Consider the following 24,040-nt stretch of genomic DNA (forward strand, 5'->3'; position numbering starts at 1 on the left):
TCAGGCTCATAACCTGAAGGTCGTAGGTTCAAATCCTACTCCCGCAACCAGTGTTGGCGAACAGAGTCCCGAACAAGCCGCCTCAGGGCGGTGTTTCTATTTGTGCCATCACAGCTGGAAGCATTGTGGAAGCAAGCGAAGCGAATTCACCCTGTGGTGAACGCACAACAGAGGCTAGTCGCACAAGTCCCCTAAAAGTCGCGCTGAGCTCTGAGCAACCGTTGCCACGAGAACCGGATTCTGCAAGTGCATTCGGCAACTCAGAGCCAAAAGCAGAATTCGGCGAATGGCTTTCCACCCTGCCGTTAATTTTGATTAGAAGATAAGACTTGTCAGATGTATTCTGAAATTGCGATCCTTTAATGGGTCGAATCCGCGCAAATGAATATTTTGCCAGATTCCGTGATGGGGGAGATTATCAATGATGCATTCGGAGTCATATTTTCGAACAGTGGTACTTAGCGCTGGGATTTTCGCGGCTTCGGCCACCATTTTGATTGCAGAAGACCAAGGTCCGTCTGAATGGTCAAGAACCGAACCTTACCCAAATCAAACTGTCTATTATCCTGGAACTGAAGCCCTTGGCCCTGACGAAATGCGGGTCATCGCCTGTGGAACTGGAATGCCTCAACCACGTCTGAAACAAGCTGCTGCGTGTTTCTTAGTCGAGTTGGGTAATGGTGAAAAATTCATCTTCGACATGGGTGAAGGATCATATGAACGGATCATGGCGCTTGGAATTCCTTTGGACCAGCTGGACAAGGTTTTCTTGGGTCACTTGCACCTCGATCATGCAGGCGACTTTCCGGCGTTCTATTTCACTGGCCCTGTGAATAACCGACTGACGCCTGTTCGTCTTTGGGGACCCGAAGGGATAAAGCCCGAATGGGGCACCAAGGCGTGGGCGGATCACATGATGAAAATGTGGGCGTGGGAAGAAGCAACTCGGGGAGCGGCCGTAGATCCACGCGGACTGCAACTAGAGGTGAACGAATTTGATTGGAAAGCTGTGAACAACGTCATTTTTGACGAAAACGGAGTTCAGGTTAGAACATTACCAGCAATTCACGGTGAGCAGGCCGTAAGTTTTTTACTGGAATGGAATGACCTCAAGTTTGCCTTTTCTTCCGACACACTTCCGACGCGCTGGTGGAGAGAGCACGCGGACGGTGCGGATCTTGCCATCCATGAGTGCTTTACTCCTCCGGAGTTTATGATCGAGAAATACGGATTTGAACCGTCAGAGGCCATTTTTGTGGGATCGCAAGGGCATACTGCTGCACAAGCATTTGGGAAGATCATGTCTGAAACGGAGCCGCGATTGGCGGTCTGCTATCACTTCCAAAACGATCATGACATTGCTCTGGCCGTCTATTCAGCAATTCGTGAGACATATAGTGGCCCGTTGGACTTGGCGGCTGACTTCATGACATGGAACGTGACGAAGGACGAAATCCGCACCCGCCAAGGTGTACCCAATGAAGAGTCTTTCCCAGCACCAGTTCAGATGGCGAAGCAACCACCGGACTCGGCGGCGGAATTCCCGTTTTCTGAATTTGATCTAGAGAGTATGGACCTTGGAGCCGCTGAAGCCACAAACGACATGATCGAAGCTTTCAACGAGCGCTCTGGAAACGATGAGGTAGGGGCTTACACGAGCCTACCGTTCAAGGAATAGCACACAAAGACTCCACGCTGATCTATTTCTTGGGTTTCAAGGGGCGGCTTTGTCCGCAAAGCCGGAGCTGGAGGACCTGATGAACGGCCAAACAATCAGGGTGACCTTTCTGTCTGCGTTATGGAAGTCTGTTAGCTACAAACATGAAGTCCCCTTGGGCGCTTAAACCAGTTACTACAGTCGCGTTCGGCAACAGTGGTTGCACCACCCCACGACCAAAATACAAAGCAGCCAAAGTCTTGTATTGACCAACTCGGCCAATGCCAACCTATGCAATCCAAGACATGAAACGTGCGGAATGTAATTTTGTTCCCGCCGCAGAGCTGCATGAAGGTCTAAAATTGAACCTTCGTTGTGGTTAGCTCAAACAGGTGCTGCGCGGTAGATTCTGGACATCTGCCGTTACGTCCTTTGTCGTCACTGAATTGAAACTCAGAGGTACAAAGCAGACTCTCGAAGGCGGCGAGATCCCCTAAGCGATCGCTCAAAAGAACAAAAAAGCTAAAAAACCACAGACTAATCTCCGGCTGGATAAAAAGTTCTTAGCTGCTACTCTGATTCTATGGCGCAGAGCTTTGCACTTGGTTTGAGGGGTTTTCCGCGGCTTGAGAATAGTTCTGATCATATTTGCGACTATCTTTGGGCTTGCTGAACCGCGAGCCGGACAGGCGTGTGGGGTTTGTATCGAACGGCCCGAGGCGTCGCTTGCAGATCACATCCTGTCGGCTGATTTCATAGTTCTGGCAGGCCCTGCGGCCGAAAACCCGTTCAGATACGGTGTGCAGGAGGTTCTGAAAGGACAGTGGGAAAACCTCGACGATGTGCCGGATATTCCCTTCCTCATTGATAGCGTTACGCGGCGCGCTTTTCGCTTGGATCCTACGAGATCTGTTTTATTGACCTACGGTCCAGACTATCAAGAAAGCACTGATCGAAGCTTCTCGAAGGCGTGGCGGCGTATTTTTCTGGTCGACCCGGAAAGAGCTGATTTTTTCGAAGACTTACGCTCGGCCGGTGCATTGTGGACGTACGGCGAAACGGACACTCAGGACCGTGTTCAGTTTTTTACCGAATATTTGTGGCACCCGGACACTGCGCTTCATAACGCGGCCCTGATAGAAATCGGGCGGGCACCCTACAAGCTTGTGCGCCCAATCGGTGACACGTCCACGACAAAGCAGATTCTGCGGGACTTCAACGATTTGAACCGCTTCCCCTATAGATCCGTCGCAATTCGCCTGTTGGGTCTGCAAACAGATCCACAGGCGCGCTCGATCGTGAAGGCGCGTTTTGCTGACGTGCTGGCCTCGGGCGACTTACATTCTTATGAGTGGGCACTTGCCGGTATAGAAGCGGAGGAGGAAGCCGCTATCAACGCAATCGGGTTGGCGTTGCAAGGCAGGCAAAAGACGTCGGTCGACAGACAGCCGCTTATTCGCGCTTTGGCTGAGGCCGGTGAATCGCAGGCAAGATTCAAGCCTCAGATCATCCAGATATTCTCGGAAGCTTTGGAAATGGACTCGGACCTGGCCCTGCAGATTGCAATTGCTACGCGGCAATGGGGGAGTACTCAGTTAAACCAGCAGTTTGAGGCTTTGCTTGCCCGGGCTGATACGGATCCGGCCACTCAGTTTGCCCTCAACCTGGCTTTGGGGACCGGTGTGGCATCTGACTAAGCTGAGTTCGAACGGTGTTTGTGTTGCTTGGGTTTCGAACAACAAGGAAAGCTTGAACAGTTTGGCGAAGGGCCGGAGCAAAGCGCGACAATACAGATCGAACTGGCGGCGATGGACGTTCAAATTAAGACTGAAGCACGCTTTCCAAAAAAATTTTCAAAGAAAGCAGAGACCTATGATATAGGTAAATTCTAATATGTTTTTCGCATGGGTGCCCGAAGGTACCTGACTTCATTTTTTGTATAGGGAGGTGAATATGTTTCGGCTATCCGTCTGTTTGGTTTCGCTTGTGTTGGCACCAACAAGCGTACTGTCTGACGCGGTTCCAAGCGAAGAGGCCGCAGAAGGCTTGTTCCAGGACCAACCGTATTCACCTTACGCCAACCGAAGTTTCCCTGAACGTCCACTTTGGGGGGATACGCATCTTCACACGGGCCTATCACTGGATGCCGGTGCGTTTGGCAACACATTGCTGCCCGATGAGGCCTGGCGCTTTGCCAAGGGAGAGCAAGTTATCTCTTCCACAGGTCAACCTGTCCGGCTGTCACGACCGTTGGATTGGATGGTTTTGACGGATCATACTGACTTGATGGGATTTGCCCCCGACCTTCAGGCCGGCAAGCCGGGCGTTCTGTCTGATCCCAAAGGCTTGGAATGGTACGAAGGTTACAAGGCCGGTGGAGAAGAGGCTGGAAAAACGGCCTTTGATATCATCACCAATTTTTCGCAGATGACATTGCCCGAGGTGCTTCTGGAATCCTACAGCCCGGGCGCGGACGCGTTTGCGTTTACGTGGGAACATATTGTTCTCGCCGCTGAGCGGCACAACGACCCCGGCGAGTTCACGGCCTTCATCGGGTTCGAATGGACCTCGGTCCCAAAAGGGTTCAACCTGCACCGCAACGTCATGCTGCGGGATGGTCCCATCCGGGCGCTTCAGATGGTGCCCCCGGTCACACAACCGCCCTATGGTGATACGGATCCTAAGTCGCTCTATGCGTGGTTGGAGGAATATCAGGAAAAAACTGGCGGTCGGGCTGTTGCCTTTGCCCATAACGGCAACCTGTCGAATGGTTGGATGTTCCCGACAGAAGATACCTATCACGGCGGCAAGGTCGACGAGGACTACGTCGCAGCCCGCGCAAAATGGGAACCGCACTATGAAGTCACGCAAATCAAGGGTGACGGCGAAGCGCACCCCTTCCTCAGCCCCGATGACGAATTTGCAGACTACGAAAACTGGGACGTAGGCAACCTCGATATCACCGAGTTGAAGACCGATGACATGCTGGCCGGAGAATACGCCCGCGAAGCGCTGAAGCGCGGTTTGATGCTTGAAGAAAAGTTCGGCGTGAACCCCTACAAGTTCGGCATGGGCGGGGCCACAGACAGCCATACCTCTTTGGCCACAGCGGAGGAGGACAACTTCTTCGGTAAGTCCGTCAGTGTCGAGCCTTCGGCCTCAAGGATCAAGCATCCGTTCATTGCCAATGATCTTGGCGAAATCCCTGGCGATCTGCTTGTGGCGTCCGGGTACACGGCCGTTTGGGCGACCGAAAACACACGCGCTGCGATTTTCGACGCGTTCAAGCGGCGAGAGACATATGCCACAACCGGCCCCCGTATTGGCCTACGGTTCTTTGGCGGATGGGATTTCAGTGACGCGGATGTAGAAACCCGCTTCCTTGCGGATGTCGGTTATACCAAGGGTGTCCCAATGGGATCCGACCTGCGTCCGCGCGAAGGGGATGGGGCTCCGTCCTTCCTGATCGCAGCGCTGCGTGACCCGGTTGGTGCCAATCTTGATCGCGTGCAGGTGGTCAAAGGGTGGCTGGATGCCGAAGGCGCCATGCAGGAAAAAGTCTATGATGTAGCGTGGTCGGACGACCGCGTCGCGGACGGGAATGGCAAGATCCCAGCGGTTGGAAATACGGTTGACGTTGATACTGCCAGCTGGACCAACACAATCGGCACGGCGGAACTGGTCACCGTTTGGTCCGATCCTGATTTCGACCCGAATGAGCGTGCCTTCTACTATGTCCGAGCGATCGAAATCCCCACCCCGCGCTGGATCCTGTATGACAAACTGCGGTTCGGGGCCGAATTGCCCGAAGACGCAATCCTGACACATCAGGAGCGCGCCTATTCCTCACCGATTTGGTACACGCCGTCCGAGTGAGCTGTCTTGAAAACTCAGCCGACCGCCGGAGCCTGGAGTATCACTCCGGCGGGTTCCTTGCGCCTCACCGCAGGCAGGGCGTAGATTTACGCGCAAACCGTTTCCAAAATTGACGGTCAGAACCTGAGTGCATTTCCAGCAGGAGCCTTCATGCGTTTGCTAAAAGAACCGCTGTTCCATTTCTTCCTGATCGGAGCGGCCATATTCATCTGGTTCCACATCGTTTCTCCGGAATCCGAAGCCGCAGTAGACAGTGAAAGGATAGAAATCACCGAGCAGGACGTCACGCTGCTGTCTGAACAGTTCGAAGCCCGCTGGAAACGCCCACCCAACACTGCTGAGCTACAAGCCCTGGTCGACGCCTCAATCCGGGAAGAGGTTCTGGTGCGTGAGGCGAAGAAGCTCGGTCTTGATCGTGGTGACACGGTCATCCGGTCTCGACTCAGCCAAAAGATGGGATTTCTGACTGAAGCCATTGCCGCATCAGTTGTTCCGGAAGAGGAAGTGCTAGAGGCGTTTCGTCAGCAAAATCTGGATCAATACGCGACCCCTCAAAAGATTGCTTTCACTCAAGTCTTTCTGGGCGAAAACCCCGCTGACGGCGAAGTCGAACAGGCCCTGAAGGCGTTGCGTGCGCAGCAAGAACCGGCTGATCTCAGCAGATCGACCCTTTTGCCCGCGTCGATGCCGTTGTCAGCCACACGGGTTGTCGACTCGGTTTACGGAAACGGGTTTTCGGATGGTTTGACCCCCCACGCAGAAGGGGAATGGGCTGGTCCGGTTCTATCGGGCTACGGTGTTCATCTGGTTAAGGTCCTTGAGATTGAACCCAGCCAGAACCCACCATTGGAAGAGATTTACGAGGTCGTTTTGCGGGACTGGCTGCGCGCGACAAGCGAGGATTTGGCCCAGGCGCAATATGAAACGCTGGCCCAAGGCTATGAAATCGTAGTTCCGGATGTTGAGGAGCTGTCTGAATGAAGGCTGCACTCTGTTTTTTGATTTTGCTGCTGTTTTCATTCACGGCAGACAGGGCAAATGCGCATGCGCTTGATCCCGGATATCTGGAAATACGCCAAATCGCGTCGGATAGTTGGAGCGTTCATTGGCGCAAACCGGATGTGAATGGCCGGCCAATGGCGATTGATGCCGTATTGCCCGAAATCTGCACCCTGGCACGAGGGCCAGACCCGGTGGCCGGGAACAGGGCATGGGTCTCGTCGTGGGTCACAGAATGCAGCGCGGATATTGCCGGTCAGCCCATCGCGATTGAGGGCCTGGAGACCCAAAACAACGATGTTCTGGTGCGCCTGCATCCGTTGCAGTCAGAACCGCTGACCCTTCGTTTCACGCCGGATGCTGCAGTCCAGACCATACCGGTGGCACAGTCAACATGGTCCGTTCTGGCCGCGTATTCCATTTTGGGGTTCGAGCACATCCTGGAAGGCTGGGACCATCTTCTGTTCGTCCTTGCCCTGTTCATTCTGGTCCGTGATCGCTGGCGGCTGTTCGGGGCCGTCACCGCGTTTACCTTGGCACACTCGATCACTTTGGCGCTTGCAACCTTTGGTGTTCTGAACGTTCCCGGGCCACCGGTCGAAGCCGTCATTGCGCTCTCGATCGTTTTTCTGGCGATGGAGATTGCAAAGGATGGCGAAGGCAGATTTCGACTGTCAAAGGAGAAACCATGGATCGTCTGCTTCGGCTTCGGGCTCTTGCACGGGCTGGGCTTTGCCGGGGCTCTGGCAGATATTGGTCTGCCTGCCAACGACATTCCTGCGGCCCTACTAGCGTTCAACCTTGGCGTTGAAGCCGGGCAGCTGTGTTTCATTGGGGCTTTGGCTCTCGTGGTCGCAGTATGGCGGCAGGTTGCGTTGCCACTGGGCCAAAAGGCCACGATCGTTGCTGCCTATGGCATTGGTTCCGTGTCGATGTATTGGTTGATTGAGCGCACGGCCGGATTTTGACGCGAGGCCCTGCCTTCGGATACTGAACGCGTCTCTGCTTTTGATGACAGCTTCGCGACCTATGTCCAAAACCTGTTTCGTCAAAAAGGGAAAAGGACCCGTAAAAATGACGAAATCATCCGTTAAATCGTCAATTTAGCTCCTGCGAAATGACGATATTCTCCGCCACTCTGGACTGAAAACCAGAAGGAGGAGGCGCGTTATGGGCTGGAATATTTGCATCGTTGGGGCTGGCAAGATTGGGCAGATGATCGCCACGCTGTTGAAGGGGTCGCCAAACTACAGCGTCACGGTTGCGGATCATGATCTCAAGGCCTTGGGCGACATCGCTAGAATTGGGGTAGCGACCAAGCAGATTGATGCCTCGGATATTGAAGGTCTGGCGCAAGGCCTGAAGACGTTTGACGCGGTGATTTCGGCCGCTCCGTTCTTTTTGACACCGAATATCGCGAAAGCTGCTCAGCGGGCCGGGGCGCATTATTTTGACCTGACCGAAGATGTGGCCGCAACCAATGCCGTGCGTGATTTGGCAGAAAACAGCAAGACCGCATTCATGCCCCAATGCGGGTTGGCACCCGGCTTTGTCGGCATCGCGGGGGCGTCCTTGGCGGCCGAGTTTGATGAGATTGACAGCCTGCATATGCGGGTCGGGGCCTTGCCTCTCTTTCCGACCAACGCTTTGAAATACAACCTGACCTGGTCGACCGATGGGCTGATCAACGAATACTGCAATCCGTGCGATGCCATCGTTAACGGCGAGCGGGTGAAGACCGCTCCGTTGGAGGACTATGAGGTCTTAGGCCATGACGGGGTGGAGTATGAGTGTTTCAACACCTCAGGCGGCCTTGGAACCCTTCCCGAAACCCTTGAGGGCAAGGCGCGGGCGGTGTCCTACCGCTCGATCCGCTATCCGGGTCATTGCGATATCCTGAAACTGCTCTTGAACGATCTGGGGCTGGGTCAACGCCGCGATCTTCTGAAAGAGATTTTTGAGGCCGCCCTGCCGCGCACGGATCAGGATGTGGTGCTTGTCTACTGTACTGCCAAGGGCAAGATCGACGGTGCCCTGCGCGAAAAATCCCTGATCAATAAAAGTTTCGCGCGTGAGATCAACGGACAGGTCTGGAGCGCCATTCAGGTCACCACGGCCGCAGGTGTGCTGGGCGTGGTTGATCTGATGCGCACGGGCGTTCTGCCCTCGACCGGCTTTGTCCGACAGGAGCAGGTGAAGCTGTCCGATTTCCTCAATACCGAATTTGGCCGGCTCTATCGGGCGGGCGACGTAACCCCACAGAACAAGGCGGCGTAAAAGATGAAAGACGTTGTGATGACTGCAGAAACCACTCTGGCAAACCTCGACCTGACCGCGGCGGAGCTGACTGGGGGAACGTTGGCGGTACGGTCTCCGATCGACGGGCGCACCCTGGCCGACGTGCATGAAACACCGGCCTCTGACATGGAGGCTATCCTGGCCAACGCCAAAACCGCCTTCAAAGCGTGGCGCACCGTGCCCGCCCCTCGGCGGGGGGAACTGATCCGCCTGCTGGGCGAGGAGTTGCGCGCCGCCAAGGACGATCTGGGCGCCTTGGTCAGTTGGGAGGCGGGCAAGATCACTTCGGAAGGTCTGGGCGAAGTGCAGGAGATGATCGATATCTGCGACTTTGCCGTTGGCCTGTCGCGGCAGCTTTACGGTCTGACCATCGCCTCGGAACGTCCCGGCCACCGGATGATGGAGACTTGGCACCCGGCAGGTCCGGTCGGCGTGATCTCGGCCTTCAATTTCCCGGTTGCGGTCTGGTCATGGAACGCGGCGCTGGCGCTTGTCTGCGGCGATCCGGTGATCTGGAAACCATCCGAGAAGACGCCTCTGACCGCAATGGCCTGCCAGAAGATCTTTGAACGCGCGCTGGCCCGGTTCGGGGATGCGCCCGACAATCTGCTGCAAACGCTGATTGGCGGCGCTGCTCTGGGTGAGGCCCTGGTGGCCAGCGAAGACGTACCAGTAATCTCAGCCACCGGCTCAACGCGCATGGGTCGAGCGGTTGCGCCGATTGTGGCGGCGCGGTTCGGCAAGTGCATTCTGGAGCTTGGCGGGAACAACGCGATGATTGTCGGCCCGTCGGCCGATCTGGAAATGGCGGTGCGGGCGATTGTCTTCTCGGCGGTCGGAACGGCGGGTCAGCGCTGCACGACTTTGCGCCGACTGATCGTACATAACTCTATCAAGGATGAGCTGGTCGCACGTCTGAAGAAAGCCTATGCCGGATTGCCAATTGGCGATCCGATGGCTGAGGGAACTTTGATCGGCCCGCTGGTCGATGAGGCTTCGGGCGCGGCGATGACAGCGGCGCTGAAATCCGCCGAAGCAGAAGGCGGCGTGGTCTTTGGTGGGAAGCGCGTGACCGAGGGTGTACCGGGTGGCGTTTATATGGAGCCAGCCATTGTTGAAATGCCAGGCCAGACAGAAACGGTTAGAACGGAAACCTTCGCGCCGATCCTCTATGTCATGAGCTATGACGATTTCGACGATGCCATCGAGATTCAGAATGGTGTGCCACAGGGACTGTCCTCATGCGTCTTCACCCTGAACATGCGCGAGGCCGAGCAGTTCCTGACCGCAGCCGGATCGGATTGTGGTATCGCCAACGTTAATATCGGCCCGTCAGGTGCCGAGATCGGTGGCGCCTTCGGTGGTGAAAAAGAAACCGGCGGCGGGCGCGAAAGCGGCTCGGACGCGTGGAAGGCCTATATGCGCCGTCAGACCAACACGGTGAACTATTCGGCAGAGCTGCCCCTGGCGCAGGGTGTAAAGTTCGACATCTGAACGCTCGTCCGGCGGCGGAGTCACGCCGCCGGGCCATCAATCTGAAAACAGATAGTCCAGTTTCATGATGGATTGGGCTGTCTCGGTTTTCACCCCAAGGAACTTAGTGATTGCGGCCTCATTCTCGGCCCGACCCGATGTCTCGCGCAGGCGCAGATAGCCATCAATTCCAGCCTTGCGGATTTCTTCGGACTCGTGTGCCAGATCATTGCGCAGGGTTGGCAACAGGCGCGCGACGGTCTCGGTTGGGCTGTTTTCACCTGCAAGGCCGACACGGCGCGCATGGCCGATAAGGTAGTCATCAGAATATTGACACTCGATCTCCAACACATGGGTCTTCGCCGCGTCGCCGCAGAAATCCTGAATGGCGTCCAGATAGGCCGGATCAAGGCACAACGCCAATTGGTTCGATCCGAAATGATCAAACAGCATGCGCACAACAGCCCGCCTATGACGTGAACGTTTGGTCAGGGTCGTCTCGATCCCGCCCAGATCAGGCAGCGGAGTATCCTGCTCATTGAACAGGTACTCCACGCAGGGGATGTCGGTGACCGAAGCGATCTGATCCACCAGCCGCTTTGCCACGTGCCACTTTTTGCAGACGATCAGAAACAGCTCTCGTTCCGGGCCCAGCGTATTCCCGGCCTCCCAGAACCGCTGACCGAACCGGCGGCCCACACGTCCACGCCCGGCCAGGAAGGCATAGAGGTTGCGCCCCTCATCCGAGATCGGGAAATCAACACCGGTGCTCGCGTAGAGAGTCCCGAGACGCTCTTTCAACTCATGCGCTTCGGGGCTGATCTTGCGGGCGAATAGGTAATTCTGCCCCAACAACATGTCGAAGTGATCATTGTAGAAGGTCACCGGCATGCCGTAATCCGAGAACATCAGGAACGTCAGCGTCCGGTTTTCAATCTCGTTCTTCGGGATCAGATGACGGACCAGGGTCTGAAAGAAGGTCTCGTCTGGAATCCAGGTGGAGGAGAAGAACCTGACCACATCGCGCCGCTGTTTCAGGAAATCCAAAATCAACTCGACCGTGCGGCGGCGCAGGCACCACCACTGGCTGCCGATCATCACCTGAATATCATCCGGGATGTCGCGTGTGACTTTGAAGCGCTTCTGCAACTCGTAAGAGGTATAGAACCGTTTGGGCTGAGTCCGTTCATTGAAGTAGTGGCGGTAGATCAGCCGGTCTTCTTTCATGCCGGTCTTGATCCAGTTGCTGGCAAAAAAGTCGTGGCTTTCGATGAAATCCGTGTCGTGTTCGTCCAGAAAGTTATGGGCGTATTCTGCCGTTTTGATGGCCATGCAATCGCCCGACAACATGTAGAAATGTGTGGCACGGGGAAAGGCGCTTTCGGCAGCTTGAAGGGCGTGCAGAGTTGCCTGCACCAGAGACCACTCACCCCAGCCGCATTTGATGCGTTTGGCGGCGAAGGTGACGTTCGGGTTGTCCTTCAGGGCTGCACGAATGCGGTCATAGTCCGACGCTTTGGCCCGTGCATCGAAATGGATTGCCATATAATCGCCGACGGCGGTCAATTGCTCAGCCTGCGCGATGATCGCGTCGGGGTCCTTGTGACACAGCAATATGTAAGCAATCTTCGCCATGTGGGTCCGCTATTTCCGTTTCTGCCCGTTTGCACTCGTGATACTGAGGATGAGCGATTGAATAAACCGAATAGTTTTGGTTCTTTGCTTGTAAAACGACTTGCGCGTAACAAGTTCCGAGATTTTGAGGAGGCATAGCAGATGGGGTTCCCCGGCACCTGGATGACCGAAAGCGAAAGCATGGTGTACCGTGTTGTGCCGAAATGTGCCTGCTCGACCATTGGCCAGATCATGTATTATTCCGATCATGGCCGGTTTTTTGATGGCGACATTCATGATGCCAAGGACGGGATGCATAAATGGGCCTTTGACCACAGCCAGGGCACGATCTCGGCTAATGTGCGCAATCACGGGTCTTATGCGTTCACCTGTGTGCGCAATCCCTATACGCGGATCCTCAGCTCTTTCTTCGACAAGATCTGCGGTATTCAGCGCAACGGCAAGCGGTACCGAGGCAAGCTGGTGCCGACGCTGGTTTATAACTACGGGATCGAGGTTGGCGGCGACGATGGAAAGGGTGAGTTCGACCAGATCGCCAGTTTCCGCCGCTTCCTTCTGTTTGCGCGGGATACGATCCGGTGGCGCAGGCCGATGGACCCGGATATCCACTGGTCGGCCATGTCTGGGCATGTGTCGACCTTTGTGGTTAATGGCGGGCGCTATGACAACATTTTCTGGACTGAGAAGTTCAACGACGGAATGCAGGATGTTTTGAACCATATCGAGACCGCGCATCCCGTGACCCTATCCGAGATCCCAAGGTTCAATGAATCCGAAGGCCACGGGCCCAAGCGCGCTCACCCTGTCGAGGACTATTTCGACGATCTTTCGATGCATCTGGTCTATGAGATCTACAAACAGGATTTCGAGCTGTTCAAATACGATTTCGAAAACCCAGCAAACAAGATGCCGGTGGGTGAGATCGACTTGGATGAAATCCACGCGAAACTCGGGTCGTAGCTCTGGCTGATTGGGGCAGGGCCCAAGTCCGAACATGGTATCGGCGGAGCCGATGGCACAGCTCGGGCGCGGGAGTGTTTGCGATTGTGTCATTGGTTGGCGAGGTGTCGATTCCCAACGCAAAGGGAGTTGGCGGTCTCTCAATACTCAGTTCGTGGGTGAATAGTTGACGGCCAGTTTCTTTAGTCTGAATGGGTCCCAAGACGTGTCGGTCGCATGAGTGTATCCCGAAGAGGAAGGTTCGACTTTGGGATTGCTCCATCCGCCCCAAAAAAAGGCCCCATCCGCTGGGCGGGTGGGGCCTTTGGGTTTCGCTCCCGAAGGCGTTACAGCTCTCGCACGGCTCCCTTTGCTGCGCTAGTGGTCAGCTTTGCATAAGCCTTCAGCGCAGTGGACACTTTGCGTTTGCGCGGCGCTGCTGGGGCCCAGCCTTTTTCGTCCTGAACCTTGCGCCGTTCGGCCAGATCCTCATCCGAGACCGACAGATGGATCGAGCGGGCAGGGATGTCGATTTCGATCTTGTCGCCGGTCTGCACCAAGCCGATGACGCCACCTTCAGCCGCCTCAGGCGAGACGTGACCAATCGACAGGCCCGATGTGCCGCCCGAGAAACGACCGTCAGTCAACAGGGCGCATGCTTTGCCCAGACCTTTGGATTTTAGGTACGAGGTCGGGTACAGCATCTCCTGCATGCCCGGCCCGCCGCGCGGACCTTCATAGCGGATAACCACCACATCGCCCTCTTTCACCTTGCCGGTCAGGATGTCGCTGACCGCCTGATCCTGGCTTTCGCAGACATAGGCCGTACCGGTGAATTTGAGGATGTTCTCATCCACACCCGCGGTTTTCACTATACAACCGTCACGGGCGATATTTCCGAACAGAACGGCAAGACCACCGTCCTGACTGAAGGCGTGCTCCTTGGAGCGGATGACGCCACCTTCGCGGTCGGTGTCCAGCTCTTTGTAACGGTTTGACTGGCTGAAGGCCTGCGTGGTGCGGACCCCGCCGGGGGCCGCTTTGAACAGCTCTTGCGCCTTCGGGTTGTTGGCAACCTTGATGTCCCAATTGGCAATCGCCTCGCCCATGGTAGCTGAATGCACGGTGCTGCAGTCTTCGTGCAGAAGCCCGGCGCGGCTCAACTCTCCGAGGATCGAGAAGATGCCGCCTGCGCGGTGGACGTCCTCCATATGCACGTTCTCGGTGTTGGGCGCGACCTTGCACAGACAGGGCACATTGCGGCTAAGGCGGTCCATGTCGGACATGTTGAAATCGACGCCGCCCTCATAAGCGATGGCCAGCAGGTGCAGAACAGTGTTGGTCGATCCGCCCATGGCGATGTCCAGCGACATTGCGTTCTCGAACGCATCAAAGGTGGCGATTTCGCGGGGCAGGAAGCCCTTCTCGTCCAAATCGTAGTGCCGTTTGGTGATCTCGACGATGCGGCGACCGGCTTCCAGGAACAGCTCTTTGCGGTCCGAGTGGGTAGCCAGGGTCGAGCCGTTGCCCGGCAGGGCCAGACCCAGCGCCTCGGCTAGGCAATTCATCGAGTTCGCGGTGAACATGCCCGAGCAGGAGCCGCAGGTCGGGCAGGCGTTTTCCTCGATATGTTTGACCTGTTCGTCGGTGTACTTGTCGTCCGCTGCGGCAACCATCGCGTCAACCAGATCGATCTTTTTTACGTCCAAATCGGCGATGTCGATCTTGCCGGCCTCCATCGGTCCGCCTGAGACGAAGATCGCCGGGATGTTCAGGCGCATTGCGGCCATCAGCATGCCGGGGGTAATCTTGTCGCAGTTCGAGATGCAGACCATCGCGTCGGCGCAGTGCGCGTTGACCATGTATTCCACCGAATCCGCGATCACCTCACGCGAGGGCAGCGAATAGAGCATGCCGTCGTGACCCATGGCGATGCCGTCATCCACCGCGATGGTATTGAACTCTTTGGCGACACCACCAGCGGCCTCAACCTCGCGCGCAACCATCTGGCCCAGATCTTTCAGGTGGACGTGGCCGGGCACAAATTGGGTGAACGAGTTGACGATGGCGATGATCGGTTTGCCGAAATCGTCATCCTGCATACCGGTGGCGCGCCACAGGCCGCGGGCACCGGCCATGTTGCGGCCATGGGTAGAAGTTCTGGATCGGTACATTGGCATGATGCTGTTTCCCTTTTGCCCCGGTTGCGATATGCGGGGTGCGTACGTTATAGCGCACGTACCACATGTGCGTTATAACGCACAAGACAAATCGTTGGGCGCGGATATGGAATCGGACGAAATTACGCTGAAACTAAAGGAAGTGCGGGCAGCATCGGGCCTCAGCCTGTCCAAAGTGGCCGAGTTGACGGGTGTCAGCAAAGCCATGTTGGGCCAGATCGAGCGTGGCGAATCAAGCCCAACCATCGCGACCCTGTGGAAAATCGCCAAGGGGTTTCAAGTCCCGCTCAGCGCCTTGATCGGGACTTCGGACGCGCGTGCGCAGGGCGTGTTCCGGACCGTGACCTTTCCGGGTAGCATTCAGGTCAAGATCGTCTTTCCCTTCGATCCCGCCCTTGGGGCCGAGACCTTCCATGTCGAACTGGCCGCCAACCAAAGCCACGAATCCCCGGCCCATGCCGCTGGGGTGACCGAGGAGGTCTTTGTGCTGAACGGCGCGCTTGAAGTTTTGCAGGATGGCAAATGGGTCGCCCTCAAAGCCGGTGAGGGACTGCGCTTTGCCGCCGATCTACCGCATGGCTATCGCGCTGGGCCAGATGGGGCAGCCTTTCTGAACATGCATCACTATTTTCAACCGGCCGAGCTGGCCTCGGTCGGGTAGCCCGGCCTTTCAGGATTATTTGCAATGACGGACGTGCTGAACAGCCTGACTATCGTCGATGCCGTGGGATCAGCCGGAGCGCTAGTCGTGGTCGCGGCCTATTTTGCGACGCAGATGCGGATGATGAATTCCGACGATCTGGCCTTTCCGGTGATCAATCTGCTGGGGTCGGTGCTGATCGCATACTCTCTGCTGCATAACTTCAATCTGGCCTCGATGCTGATAGAGGGGTTTTGGATCATCATCAGCGTGATCGGGATAATTCAGTATTTCCGGCTGAAACGGCGCGCGGAATAGCGCTAACCCGGCTTGAATACGGCCCTTTGCGCGTATAGGGAAAACCCAACCGCGCTAAGGGGAGGCTTTGATGCAAGACGATCCCAAAACCCTCGTTTCAACCGACTGGCTTGCCGCCCATCTGAAGGACCCGGATCTGCGGATTCTGGATGGGTCGTGGTACTTGCCTGCGCAGAACCGTGATGCCAAGGCGGAATATGACGCGGCACATATCCCCGGCGCCCGGTTCTTCGATATCGATGACATTTCAGACCACCGTTCGGACCTGCCGCATATGGCCCCTCCGGTCGAGAAATTCATGTCGCGCCTGCGCGCTATGGGAGTGGGCGATGGTCATCAGGTGGTGGTCTATGACGGGGCCGGGCTGATGTCGGCCGCGCGTGTCTGGTGGCTGTTCCGGCTGATGGGGCAAGAGAATGTCGCCGTTCTTGATGGTGGTCTACCGAAATGGCAGGCCGAGGGGCGCGAAGTCGAAGACCTGCCACCCGTTATCCGGGATCGCCATATGACGGTGCGGGTGCAGAACCATCTGGTTCGGGACGTGACTCAGGTCTCGGCAGCCGCCAAGCTGGCCGATCATGAAATTATCGACGCCCGCTCGGCCCCGCGTTTCGCGGGTACCGAGGCCGAGCCGCGCGAAGGTCTGCGCTCGGGCCACATCCCGGGATCGCGCAATGTGCCCTTTGGTCAATTGCTGAACAAGAACGGTACAATGAAATCGCCCGAGGATTGCCGCGCCGTGTTCGAGGCCGCAGGCGTGGACCTGTCGAAACCCGCGATCACCTCCTGTGGGTCGGGCGTGACAGCAGCGATCCTCAGCCTTGCGCTGGAGCGCATGGGCAAAAAAGACCACTCGCTTTATGACGGGTCATGGGCCGAATGGGGCGCCTTCCCAACCCTGCCTGTCGCAACCGGAGAGAACTGATGTTCGAGAACCTCAAGCCGCAGCCAGCCGACAAGATCCTGGCGCTGATGCAGATGTACCGTGAAGACCCGCGCGACCAGAAGATTGATCTGGGCGTCGGCGTCTACAAGAATGCCGAGGGCGTGACCCCGGTGATGCGCGCCGTCAAGGCCGCCGAAAAGCGCATTCTCGAAGAGCAGGAAACCAAAGCCTATACCGGTCTGGCAGGTGATCCGGCCTATGCCGATGCGATGATCGGCCTGATCCTCGGCGACGCAGTGCCTCGCGCTAATATTGCCGCCGTTGCGACCCCGGGTGGCACCGGTGCCTGCCGTCAGGCGTTCGAGATGATCCGCATGGCCAACCCCGAGGCCCGCGTATTCGTGTCGAACCCGACATGGCCGAACCACCTGTCGATCCTGAACTATCTGGGCATGGAGACTGTCCAGTATCGCTACTTCGACGGCGAAACCCGTGGCGTCGATTTCGATGGCATGATCGAGGACCTGAAAACTGCCAAGGCGGGCGATGTGGTTCTGCTGCATGGTTGCTGCCACAACCCCACCGGCGCGAACCTCAACCTGGTGCAGTGGCAAGAGGTCGTGAGCCTGATTAACGAGCTTGGCCTCGTGGCGATGATCGACATCGCCTATCAGGGTTTTGGCGACGGTCTTGAAGAAGACGCGCAGGCAACCCGTCTGGTGGCCTCGTCGGTCAAGCGCTGCCTGATCGCAGCGTCCTGCTCGAAGAACTTCGGCGTGTACCGTGAGCGTACCGGCCTGCTGATGGCGATCAGCGATGATGCGGCGCAAACCTCGCTGAACCAGTCGACACTGGCCTTCCTGAACCGCCAGAACTACTCGTTCCCGCCGGATCACGGCGCGCGCGTTGTAACCACGATCCTGACCGATGACGCCCTGCGTGCCGATTGGCAGGCCGAACTGGAAGAGGTCCGCCTGTCCATGCTGGGCCTGCGCCAGCAACTGGCGGATGAGCTGCAGCGCCTGACAGGGTCGGATCGGTTCAGCTTTGTCGCCCAACACCGTGGTATGTTCTCACGTCTGGGTGCTGCGCCCGAGCTGGTGGAGAAACTACGTGCGGACCACGGGATCTACATGGTCGGCGACAGCCGGTTGAACATCGCGGGTCTAAACGCGACAACTGTGCCTATTCTGGCAAAAGCGATCGTGGATGTAGGCTGCTAAGGCATCCTTTGGAAATCAAGAAAGCCGCGAAATTCGCGGCTTTTTTGCTTTGACGGTTAAGACTTGATCCAAGCCCACGCCTTATCAAGTTCGTCGGTGGTAAAGTGCTTTTCACCGATGTCGAGCATAGCGGCAAATTTCGCGTCGATCTCGACCAGGTGACCCAAGAACACGCTGTCAGCGACAATCGCCAGCTTACCAAGTTTCTTCACATTCTTGATGACCCATTTCAGATCAGTCATAGCGGCCTCAAATGTGGCAGAGACCCCTTTGTCGACGACCACGAGCACGCTGATCTTGGCGTGATCTTTTAGAATGTCCTCGGCTTTTTCGATCAACTCACGTTCCTGCGTGATGTCGATTTTGCCGGAAATTTCTAGGCCAAGGATATTGCCCTCGCTTTGGTCCAGCACCTTGTACATAACTCTCTCCCGATCTGATGTACGTCTTTGCGACCGTTGATTGGTCGGCTGTTTTCAGTGTTCAGCCATATACCAGAGTTGAGGGTGCAAGGGATCAACCAAAAGTAAAATGGCCCGGCATTGCGCCGAGCCATTCCAATGGTTTTATAAGTGGCACTTACCCTTTCGAGAATTCGGGGTACGCTTCCATGCCCAGCTCTGCCATGTCGAGGCCGTTGATCTCGTCCTCTTCGCTGACGCGGATGCCAACGATGGCTTTCAGGATGGTCCACAGGATCAGTGCACCAACAAAGGTGAACACACCGTAGGCCGCGATACCCAGCAACTGGGTGCCCAGGGACGCCTCGCCATAGAAGATGACGGCGATGGTGCCCCAGATACCTGCGAACAGGTGAACCGGAATTGCGCCAACAACATCGTCCAGCTTGAATTTGTCCAGCATAGGGACAGTGAAGACCACGATGATACCGCCAACTGCACCGATCCACAGTGCGCCGAACAGGGTCGGGGCCAGAGGTTCAGCGGTGATCGATACCAGACCGGCCAGCGCGCCGTTCAGCACCATGGTCAGGTCAGGCTTTTTGTACAGCAGTTGGGTCAGGATCAGCGCGGTTACGGCACCGGATGCAGCTGCCATGTTGGTGTTGGCGAAGATACGCGACACGTCCGTTACATCGCCCACGGTGCCCATCGCCAGCTGCGAGCCGCCGTTGAAGCCGAACCAACCCAGCCACAGGATGAACGTACCCAAAGTTGCCAGCGCCAGGTTCGAACCGGGCATCGGATGGACTTTGCCGTCCTTGTACTTGCCGATACGCGGGCCCAGAACGATCACGCCTGCCAGAGCTGCCCAGCCACCGACCGAGTGTACGACGGTCGAACCAGCGAAATCCGAGAAGCCAGCTTCAGACAACCAGCCGCCGCCCCACTGCCAGGAGCCCGAGATCGGGTACAGGATACCGGTCAGCACGACCACGAAGATCAGGAAGGGGAACAGCTTGATCCGCTCGGCCACGGCACCCGACACGATGGACGCGGTTGCAGCCACAAAGACCAGCTGGAAGAAGAAGTCCGACCCGATCGAGGCATAGTCCAAAGCAGCCTCAGCAGGGTCAACACCAACCGGATCAAGCACGGTTGGGCCGCCAATGGCAAAGAAGCCGTTGAAGTCGCCCGGGTACATCGTGTTGAAGCCAACCAGCCAGTACATGATTGCGGCAATGGAAAACAGCGCCACGTTCTTGATCATCTGCATGGCCACGTTCTTGGAACGCACCAGACCGCCTTCCAGCATGGCAAAGCCTGCCGCCATGAAGAAGACCAGGAAGCCCGCCATCAGAAACAGCAGGGTGGTGAAGATATACTGGGTGTGCAGCGCAGCTTCGCCTTCGGCGGCAGCCTCTTGCGCCAGACCCATCTGCGGCAGCGCGACAATCGCGGCAGCAGGGATGAGAGATTTCATCAGGTTCATAGTCAGTCCTCGAATGATAGTGAGTGTGGGCGCCTTACAGCGCCTCTTCGTTCGTTTCCCCAGTCCGCACGCGCATGGCCTGCTCGACATCGAGGACGAAAATCTTGCCGTCACCGATCTTGCCGGTCTTGGCGGTGTTGGTGATGGTCTCAACGATCTGATCGGCCATCGTTGCAGGTACCACGATCTCAAGTTTGATCTTGGGTACGAAGTTCACGGCGTATTCCGCGCCACGGTAGATTTCGGTGTGACCGGATTGCGAGCCGAAGCCCTTGATTTCGGTCACCATCATGCCGCGTACGCCCGCTTCGGTCAGTGCCTCGCGCACCTCCTCGAGCTTGAACGGCTTGATTGTCGCAATGATCAGTTTCACGTCTGTCCCCTCTACTACTCCGGATCGGGCCGGCTTGTTTGCACGTGCAGAAAAAGAGCGCGTGTCGGGGCGTTAAGGAACGATTCCCCGACGTGAAACCGACTGAAAATGACGCAATATTGCACAATTTTTGCACAAACAGTACTTGATGATTAAAAAATAGGCGAAAAAGGGAAGGGTAGTTCTGGAAAATCGGACCTCAACATAGGCGGGACGTCAGGGTATGGTGAGGCAAAAGTATAAACGGGCAGAGTTTGAGCATGTCTGAGTCCAAGCGCCGCAAACCGACACTGGTCGCGGATAAAAGATACCCTTCGAAGGGGCGCAAACCTTCGACGACCAAGCGGGCTGCCAAGCCTGCGGGCAAGAAGTCGACCGCCCGAAAAACCACGACGCGCAAGACGGCACGGAAGAAAACGCGCAAGCGGTCGGGCGGCAATGGTGGTGGTTTTTTCCGTCGTCTGTTCCGCTGGATCTGGCGTCTGGTCTGGGGCGTGACATGGCGCGTTGGGGCCGTGGTCGCCATGCTGATCGCGCTTGCGGTCGGGGTGGTCTATACCTCGCTGCCCGATGTCGATGCCTTGCTGGACGGTCGCGCTCGCGGGTCGGTGACGATGTTGGACCGTGATGGCAAGGTCTTTGCATGGCGCGGGGACCAGTTTGGCGGGGTGATCACCGCCGATACCGTCTCTCCCCATCTCAAAAACGCGGTCATCGCAACCGAGGATAAACGGTTCTACCGCCATTTTGGCGTCAGCCCGCGTGGTGTGGCCAGCGCGGTGCGCATCAACCTGAGCGAAGGACGCGGTCCGCTCTCGGGCCATGGCGGCTCGACCATCACGCAGCAGACGGCCAAGCTGCTGTGTCTGGGTGTGCCTTATGACCCAGCCGAATGGGAGTCGGAGGCCGCCTATGAAGCGGATTGCCGTCAGGGCTCGCTCTGGCGCAAAGGCAAAGAGGCGATTTATGCCCTGGCGATGGAGGTGAAATATTCCAAGGCCGAAATCCTGACGATCTATCTGAACCGCGCATTCCTGGGGGCTGGTGCACGTGGGTTCGAAGCGGCCAGCCAGCGCTATTTCGGAAAGTCCGCGGCCGAGGTCTCTCCTGCAGAAGCCGCGATGCTGGCCGGTCTCCTGGTGGCACCATCGCGCTATGCGCCGACGAACAACCTGCAGCGCTCGCAGGATCGGGCGCGACTTGTGGTTGGGCTGATGGAAGCGCAGGGCTACCTGTCCGGCGCGCAGGCCAGTGAAGCGCGTGCCCGTCCCGCGCAACTGTCTGAGGCCGCCGCTGCCCGTGCAGGCGGCTATTTCGCCGATTGGGTCATGGCCAGCGGGCCCGAGTTCTTCACCCGCAACACCACCGAGGATGTGGTGATCCGCACGACATTGGATCAGCGCATCCAGACCTCGGCGGAAGAGGCGCTGCAATTCATCTTTCAGGAGAAGGTCCGGGAAGGGTCGAAAGCACAGGCCGCGATTGTTGTGATGTCGGCGGATGGGGCGGTGCGCGCCATGGTCGGCGGTCGCAAAACCCGCGTCTCGGGCGCGTTCAACCGCGCGACGCAGGCGCTGCGGCAGACCGGGTCGTCGTTCAAGCCTTTTGTCTATGCTACTGCGTTGGAGCTTGGGTATTCGCCCTATGACACGGTGATGGATGAGCCCTACTGCGTGAACATCCCCGGATCGGGTCAATGGTGCCCCAAGAACTACACCAACAAATACTACGGGCAGGTCACGCTGGCGGATGCGCTCAAGAACTCTCTGAACATCCCGGCGGTGAAAGTCGCCGAGATTTCGGGCCTCGATAATGTGCGTACGGTCGCCACCGGTTTCGGGATCGCCAGCGATCTGGCGCAAGGCCCCGCGCTGGCGCTGGGCGCGTCGGAAAGCACGCTGATCGAGATGACGGGCGCCTATGCGGGTATTCTGAACGGCGGCTCGTCGGTTGAACCCTACGGCCTGACCGAGTTGAAACTGCTGGGTGATGAAACCCCGGTGATGGTGACGACCACGGGGATTGGTGAGCGGGTGATCAATGACAAAGCCGCCAAGGAACTGATCTGGATGATGGAGCGCGTCGTGTCCGAGGGCACAGGTGGCCGCGCCCAGCTGCCGGGATGGCAGGTGGCAGGCAAGACCGGAACGACGCAGGCAGCGCGGGATGCGTGGTTCATCGGGTTCACAGCCGACTACGTGGCCGGTGTCTGGATGGGCTATGACGACAACACGCCCCTGTCCGGTGTTACCGGAGGTGGGCTGCCCGCCGAGATCTGGAAAGAAACGATGCTGCGAGTCACCGAAGGGATGACGCCCACGCCTCTGCCGATGATCGCGCCAGAACCGCCTGTGCAGGTCGCGCAACCTCAGCCCCGCCGCAAACAGGGCGGAGGGTTTGAACGCGCCATCAACAACCTGATCCGGGATATCTTCGGCGGGAACTAACACGTCGCGGTCCAAACACAAAAAAAGGCGGCACACTAGGTGCCGCCTTTTTCAATTCAAACGGATTGAGGATCAGACGCTGGCGTCCAGCGCGGCCAGGATTGCATCGCCCATTTCCGACGTCGAAACCGGGGTCACGCCTTCATCGGCCAGCAGGTCTGCGGTGCGAACGCCGTCGGCCAGCACTTTCTCAATCGCGGCTTCCAGACGGTCGGCCTCGGCCCCTTGATCAAAGCTGTAGCGCAGCGCCATGGCAAAGCTGAGGATACAGGCAATCGGGTTGGCTTTGCCCTCGCCCGCGATATCCGGGGCCGAACCGTGGACCGGCTCGTACATCGCCTTGGGACGGCCATTCTCCATCGGAGCACCCAGCGACGCCGACGGCAGCATGCCCAGCGAGCCTGTCAGCATGGCGGCACAGTCCGACAGGATGTCGCCGAACAGGTTGTCGGTCACGATCACGTCGAACTGTTTGGGCGCGCGTACCAGCTGCATCGCACCATTGTCGGCATACATGTGTGTGACTTCGACCTCGGGGTAATCCTTGGCGACCTCGTTCACGACTTCGCGCCACAGAATGCCCGATTCCATGACATTGGCTTTCTCCATCGAGCACAGCTTCTTGTTCCGGCGCATCGCCAGTTCAAAGGCCGAGCGCGCAGCGCGTTCGATCTCAGATTCGGTATAGCGCTGGGTATTGACGCCCACGCGCTCATTGCCTTCTTCGAAGATGCCTCGCGGCTCGCCGAAATAGATGCCCGAGGTCAGCTCGCGCACGATCATGATATCCAGACCGGCCACAACATCAGTTTTCAGCGACGAGAAATCCGCCAGCGCATCAAAGCACTGGGCCGGGCGCAGGTTGGAATAGAGGTCCATTTCCTTGCGCAGGCGCAGCAAGCCACGTTCGGGCTTTAGGCTGAAGTCCAGATCGTCGTATTTCGGGCCTCCAACAGCGCCCAGCAGAACCGCGTCTACCTCTTGGGCTTTGGCCATGGTCTCATCCGACAGGGGTTTGCCATGGGCGTCATAGGCCGCACCGCCGACCAGATCCTCGCTCACGTCAAAGTGAAGGCCGCGATTGGTGTCGAACCATGAGATGATTCTGCGCACTTCGGCCATAACTTCCGGGCCAATTCCGTCTCCGGGCAGGATGAGGAGCGAGGGGTTGGACATCGACAGTCTCCTTGCGTTTTGTCGCAA

The 24,040-nt window shown here is 57.4% G+C and carries 20 protein-coding genes; 14 read left to right on the top strand and 6 right to left on the bottom strand.

What is annotated here, in order from left to right; genetic code table 11:
- Positions 1–421 precede the first annotated feature (421 nt).
- From gntH to amaB, 8 genes are all read left to right on the top strand, one after another.
- Entirely contained in the window at positions 422–1,678 is a 1,257-nt protein-coding gene (gntH, locus tag ACXAH8_RS16415; RefSeq protein WP_475219888.1) for a guanitoxin biosynthesis MBL fold metallo-hydrolase GntH, read from the top strand.
- A gap of 605 nt (positions 1,679–2,283) precedes the next feature.
- Positions 2,284–3,354, top strand: a complete 1,071-nt coding sequence (locus ACXAH8_RS16420) for a hypothetical protein (protein ID WP_475219889.1) — start codon at positions 2,284–2,286, stop codon at positions 3,352–3,354.
- Between the two features lie 27 nt (positions 3,355–3,381).
- Positions 3,382–3,549: a hypothetical protein gene (locus ACXAH8_RS16425; protein WP_475219890.1), complete on the top strand. Its 168-nt coding sequence runs from the start codon at positions 3,382–3,384 to the stop codon at positions 3,547–3,549.
- A 61-nt stretch (positions 3,550–3,610) separates the two neighbouring features.
- Positions 3,611–5,533, top strand: coding sequence for a DUF3604 domain-containing protein (locus ACXAH8_RS16430; protein ID WP_170379816.1), 1,923 nt, complete (start codon positions 3,611–3,613; stop codon positions 5,531–5,533).
- Positions 5,534–5,683: 150 nt separating this feature from the next.
- The gene (locus ACXAH8_RS16435) at positions 5,684–6,514 is read left to right on the top strand and encodes a peptidyl-prolyl cis-trans isomerase (RefSeq protein ID WP_475219891.1); all 831 of its coding nucleotides are present in this window, start codon (positions 5,684–5,686) and stop codon (positions 6,512–6,514) included.
- Entirely contained in the window at positions 6,511–7,500 is a 990-nt protein-coding gene (locus tag ACXAH8_RS16440; RefSeq protein WP_475219892.1) for a HupE/UreJ family protein, read from the top strand. The genes ACXAH8_RS16435 and ACXAH8_RS16440 overlap by 4 nt, the downstream gene beginning before the upstream one ends.
- Positions 7,501–7,702: 202 nt before the next feature.
- On the top strand, positions 7,703–8,809 hold the full coding sequence (locus ACXAH8_RS16445) for a saccharopine dehydrogenase family protein (RefSeq protein WP_425084756.1): 1,107 nt from the start codon (positions 7,703–7,705) through the stop codon (positions 8,807–8,809).
- An 18-nt stretch (positions 8,810–8,827) separates the two neighbouring features.
- The gene (gene amaB, locus ACXAH8_RS16450) at positions 8,828–10,324 is read left to right on the top strand and encodes an L-piperidine-6-carboxylate dehydrogenase (RefSeq protein WP_475219893.1); all 1,497 of its coding nucleotides are present in this window, start codon (positions 8,828–8,830) and stop codon (positions 10,322–10,324) included.
- Positions 10,325–10,360: 36 nt separating this feature from the next.
- Here amaB and ACXAH8_RS16455 read toward each other — a convergent pair whose 3' ends face one another.
- Positions 10,361–11,938, bottom strand: coding sequence for a DUF5928 domain-containing protein (locus ACXAH8_RS16455; RefSeq protein ID WP_475219894.1), 1,578 nt, complete (start codon positions 11,936–11,938; stop codon positions 10,361–10,363).
- A gap of 141 nt (positions 11,939–12,079) precedes the next feature.
- Between ACXAH8_RS16455 and ACXAH8_RS16460 the strand changes: the two genes are divergently transcribed.
- Positions 12,080–12,898 (top strand): sulfotransferase family protein, encoded by an 819-nt coding sequence (locus tag ACXAH8_RS16460; protein ID WP_170692414.1) that lies wholly within the window; start codon positions 12,080–12,082, stop codon positions 12,896–12,898.
- A gap of 326 nt (positions 12,899–13,224) precedes the next feature.
- Here ACXAH8_RS16460 and ilvD read toward each other — a convergent pair whose 3' ends face one another.
- Positions 13,225–15,057: a dihydroxy-acid dehydratase gene (gene ilvD, locus ACXAH8_RS16465; RefSeq protein WP_475219895.1), complete on the bottom strand. Its 1,833-nt coding sequence runs from the start codon at positions 15,055–15,057 to the stop codon at positions 13,225–13,227.
- A 106-nt stretch (positions 15,058–15,163) separates the two neighbouring features.
- Between ilvD and ACXAH8_RS16470 the strand changes: the two genes are divergently transcribed.
- From ACXAH8_RS16470 to ACXAH8_RS16485, 4 genes are all read left to right on the top strand, one after another.
- Positions 15,164–15,718, top strand: a complete 555-nt coding sequence (locus ACXAH8_RS16470) for a helix-turn-helix domain-containing protein (RefSeq protein WP_170379801.1) — start codon at positions 15,164–15,166, stop codon at positions 15,716–15,718.
- A 24-nt stretch (positions 15,719–15,742) separates the two neighbouring features.
- Positions 15,743–16,015 carry a CBU_0592 family membrane protein gene (locus ACXAH8_RS16475; RefSeq protein WP_170472696.1) on the top strand — a complete coding sequence of 91 codons (273 nt, stop codon included), beginning with the start codon at positions 15,743–15,745 and terminating at the stop codon, positions 16,013–16,015.
- 70 nt (positions 16,016–16,085) lie between these two features.
- Positions 16,086–16,940, top strand: coding sequence for a 3-mercaptopyruvate sulfurtransferase (gene sseA, locus ACXAH8_RS16480; protein WP_170379797.1), 855 nt, complete (start codon positions 16,086–16,088; stop codon positions 16,938–16,940).
- A complete protein-coding gene (locus ACXAH8_RS16485) occupies positions 16,940–18,124 on the top strand; it encodes an amino acid aminotransferase (protein ID WP_170700884.1) in 1,185 nt (394 codons plus the stop codon). The genes sseA and ACXAH8_RS16485 overlap by 1 nt, the downstream gene beginning before the upstream one ends.
- Before the next feature lie 56 nt (positions 18,125–18,180).
- Here ACXAH8_RS16485 and ACXAH8_RS16490 read toward each other — a convergent pair whose 3' ends face one another.
- From ACXAH8_RS16490 to ACXAH8_RS16500, 3 genes are all read right to left on the bottom strand, one after another.
- Positions 18,181–18,546 (bottom strand): SpoIIAA family protein, encoded by a 366-nt coding sequence (locus ACXAH8_RS16490; RefSeq protein ID WP_170700885.1) that lies wholly within the window; start codon positions 18,544–18,546, stop codon positions 18,181–18,183.
- Positions 18,547–18,703: 157 nt separating this feature from the next.
- Positions 18,704–20,017 (bottom strand): ammonium transporter, encoded by a 1,314-nt coding sequence (locus tag ACXAH8_RS16495; protein ID WP_170555187.1) that lies wholly within the window; start codon positions 20,015–20,017, stop codon positions 18,704–18,706.
- Between the two features lie 34 nt (positions 20,018–20,051).
- A complete protein-coding gene (locus tag ACXAH8_RS16500) occupies positions 20,052–20,390 on the bottom strand; it encodes a P-II family nitrogen regulator (protein ID WP_170379789.1) in 339 nt (112 codons plus the stop codon).
- 260 nt (positions 20,391–20,650) lie between these two features.
- On the opposite strand from ACXAH8_RS16500, the gene ACXAH8_RS16505 reads away from it, so the two are divergent.
- Entirely contained in the window at positions 20,651–22,837 is a 2,187-nt protein-coding gene (locus tag ACXAH8_RS16505) for a transglycosylase domain-containing protein (RefSeq protein ID WP_475219896.1), read from the top strand.
- Positions 22,838–22,909: 72 nt separating this feature from the next.
- Here the strand turns inward: ACXAH8_RS16505 and leuB are convergent, their stop codons facing one another.
- Complete coding sequence (gene leuB / locus ACXAH8_RS16510; protein ID WP_170379785.1) at positions 22,910–24,013, bottom strand: 3-isopropylmalate dehydrogenase; 1,104 nt, start codon at positions 24,011–24,013, stop codon at positions 22,910–22,912.
- Between the last annotated feature and the right edge of the window lie 27 nt (positions 24,014–24,040).

The organism is Ruegeria sp. ABV3_008 (assembly GCF_056161185.1).

Bases quoted from the DNA above. Each gene is read 5' to 3' on its own strand.
- sseA (WP_170379797.1), top strand. From the start codon at position 16,086: ATGCAAGACGATCCCAAAACCCTCGTTTCAACCGACTGGCTTGCCGCC.
- amaB (WP_475219893.1), top strand. From the start codon at position 8,828: ATGACTGCAGAAACCACTCTGGCAAACCTCGACCTGACCGCGGCGGAG.
- ACXAH8_RS16485 (WP_170700884.1), top strand. From the start codon at position 16,940: ATGTTCGAGAACCTCAAGCCGCAGCCAGCCGACAAGATCCTGGCGCTG.
- gntH (WP_475219888.1), top strand. From the start codon at position 422: ATGATGCATTCGGAGTCATATTTTCGAACAGTGGTACTTAGCGCTGGG.
- ACXAH8_RS16435 (WP_475219891.1), top strand. From the start codon at position 5,684: ATGCGTTTGCTAAAAGAACCGCTGTTCCATTTCTTCCTGATCGGAGCG.
- ACXAH8_RS16495 (WP_170555187.1), bottom strand. From the start codon at position 20,017: ATGAACCTGATGAAATCTCTCATCCCTGCTGCCGCGATTGTCGCGCTG.
- ACXAH8_RS16490 (WP_170700885.1), bottom strand. From the start codon at position 18,546: ATGTACAAGGTGCTGGACCAAAGCGAGGGCAATATCCTTGGCCTAGAA.
- ilvD (WP_475219895.1), bottom strand. From the start codon at position 15,057: ATGCCAATGTACCGATCCAGAACTTCTACCCATGGCCGCAACATGGCC.
- ACXAH8_RS16475 (WP_170472696.1), top strand. From the start codon at position 15,743: ATGACGGACGTGCTGAACAGCCTGACTATCGTCGATGCCGTGGGATCA.
- leuB (WP_170379785.1), bottom strand. From the start codon at position 24,013: ATGTCCAACCCCTCGCTCCTCATCCTGCCCGGAGACGGAATTGGCCCG.
- ACXAH8_RS16445 (WP_425084756.1), top strand. From the start codon at position 7,703: ATGGGCTGGAATATTTGCATCGTTGGGGCTGGCAAGATTGGGCAGATG.
- ACXAH8_RS16440 (WP_475219892.1), top strand. From the start codon at position 6,511: ATGAAGGCTGCACTCTGTTTTTTGATTTTGCTGCTGTTTTCATTCACG.
- ACXAH8_RS16470 (WP_170379801.1), top strand. From the start codon at position 15,164: ATGGAATCGGACGAAATTACGCTGAAACTAAAGGAAGTGCGGGCAGCA.
- ACXAH8_RS16460 (WP_170692414.1), top strand. From the start codon at position 12,080: ATGGGGTTCCCCGGCACCTGGATGACCGAAAGCGAAAGCATGGTGTAC.
- ACXAH8_RS16505 (WP_475219896.1), top strand. From the start codon at position 20,651: ATGTCTGAGTCCAAGCGCCGCAAACCGACACTGGTCGCGGATAAAAGA.
- ACXAH8_RS16430 (WP_170379816.1), top strand. From the start codon at position 3,611: ATGTTTCGGCTATCCGTCTGTTTGGTTTCGCTTGTGTTGGCACCAACA.
- ACXAH8_RS16455 (WP_475219894.1), bottom strand. From the start codon at position 11,938: ATGGCGAAGATTGCTTACATATTGCTGTGTCACAAGGACCCCGACGCG.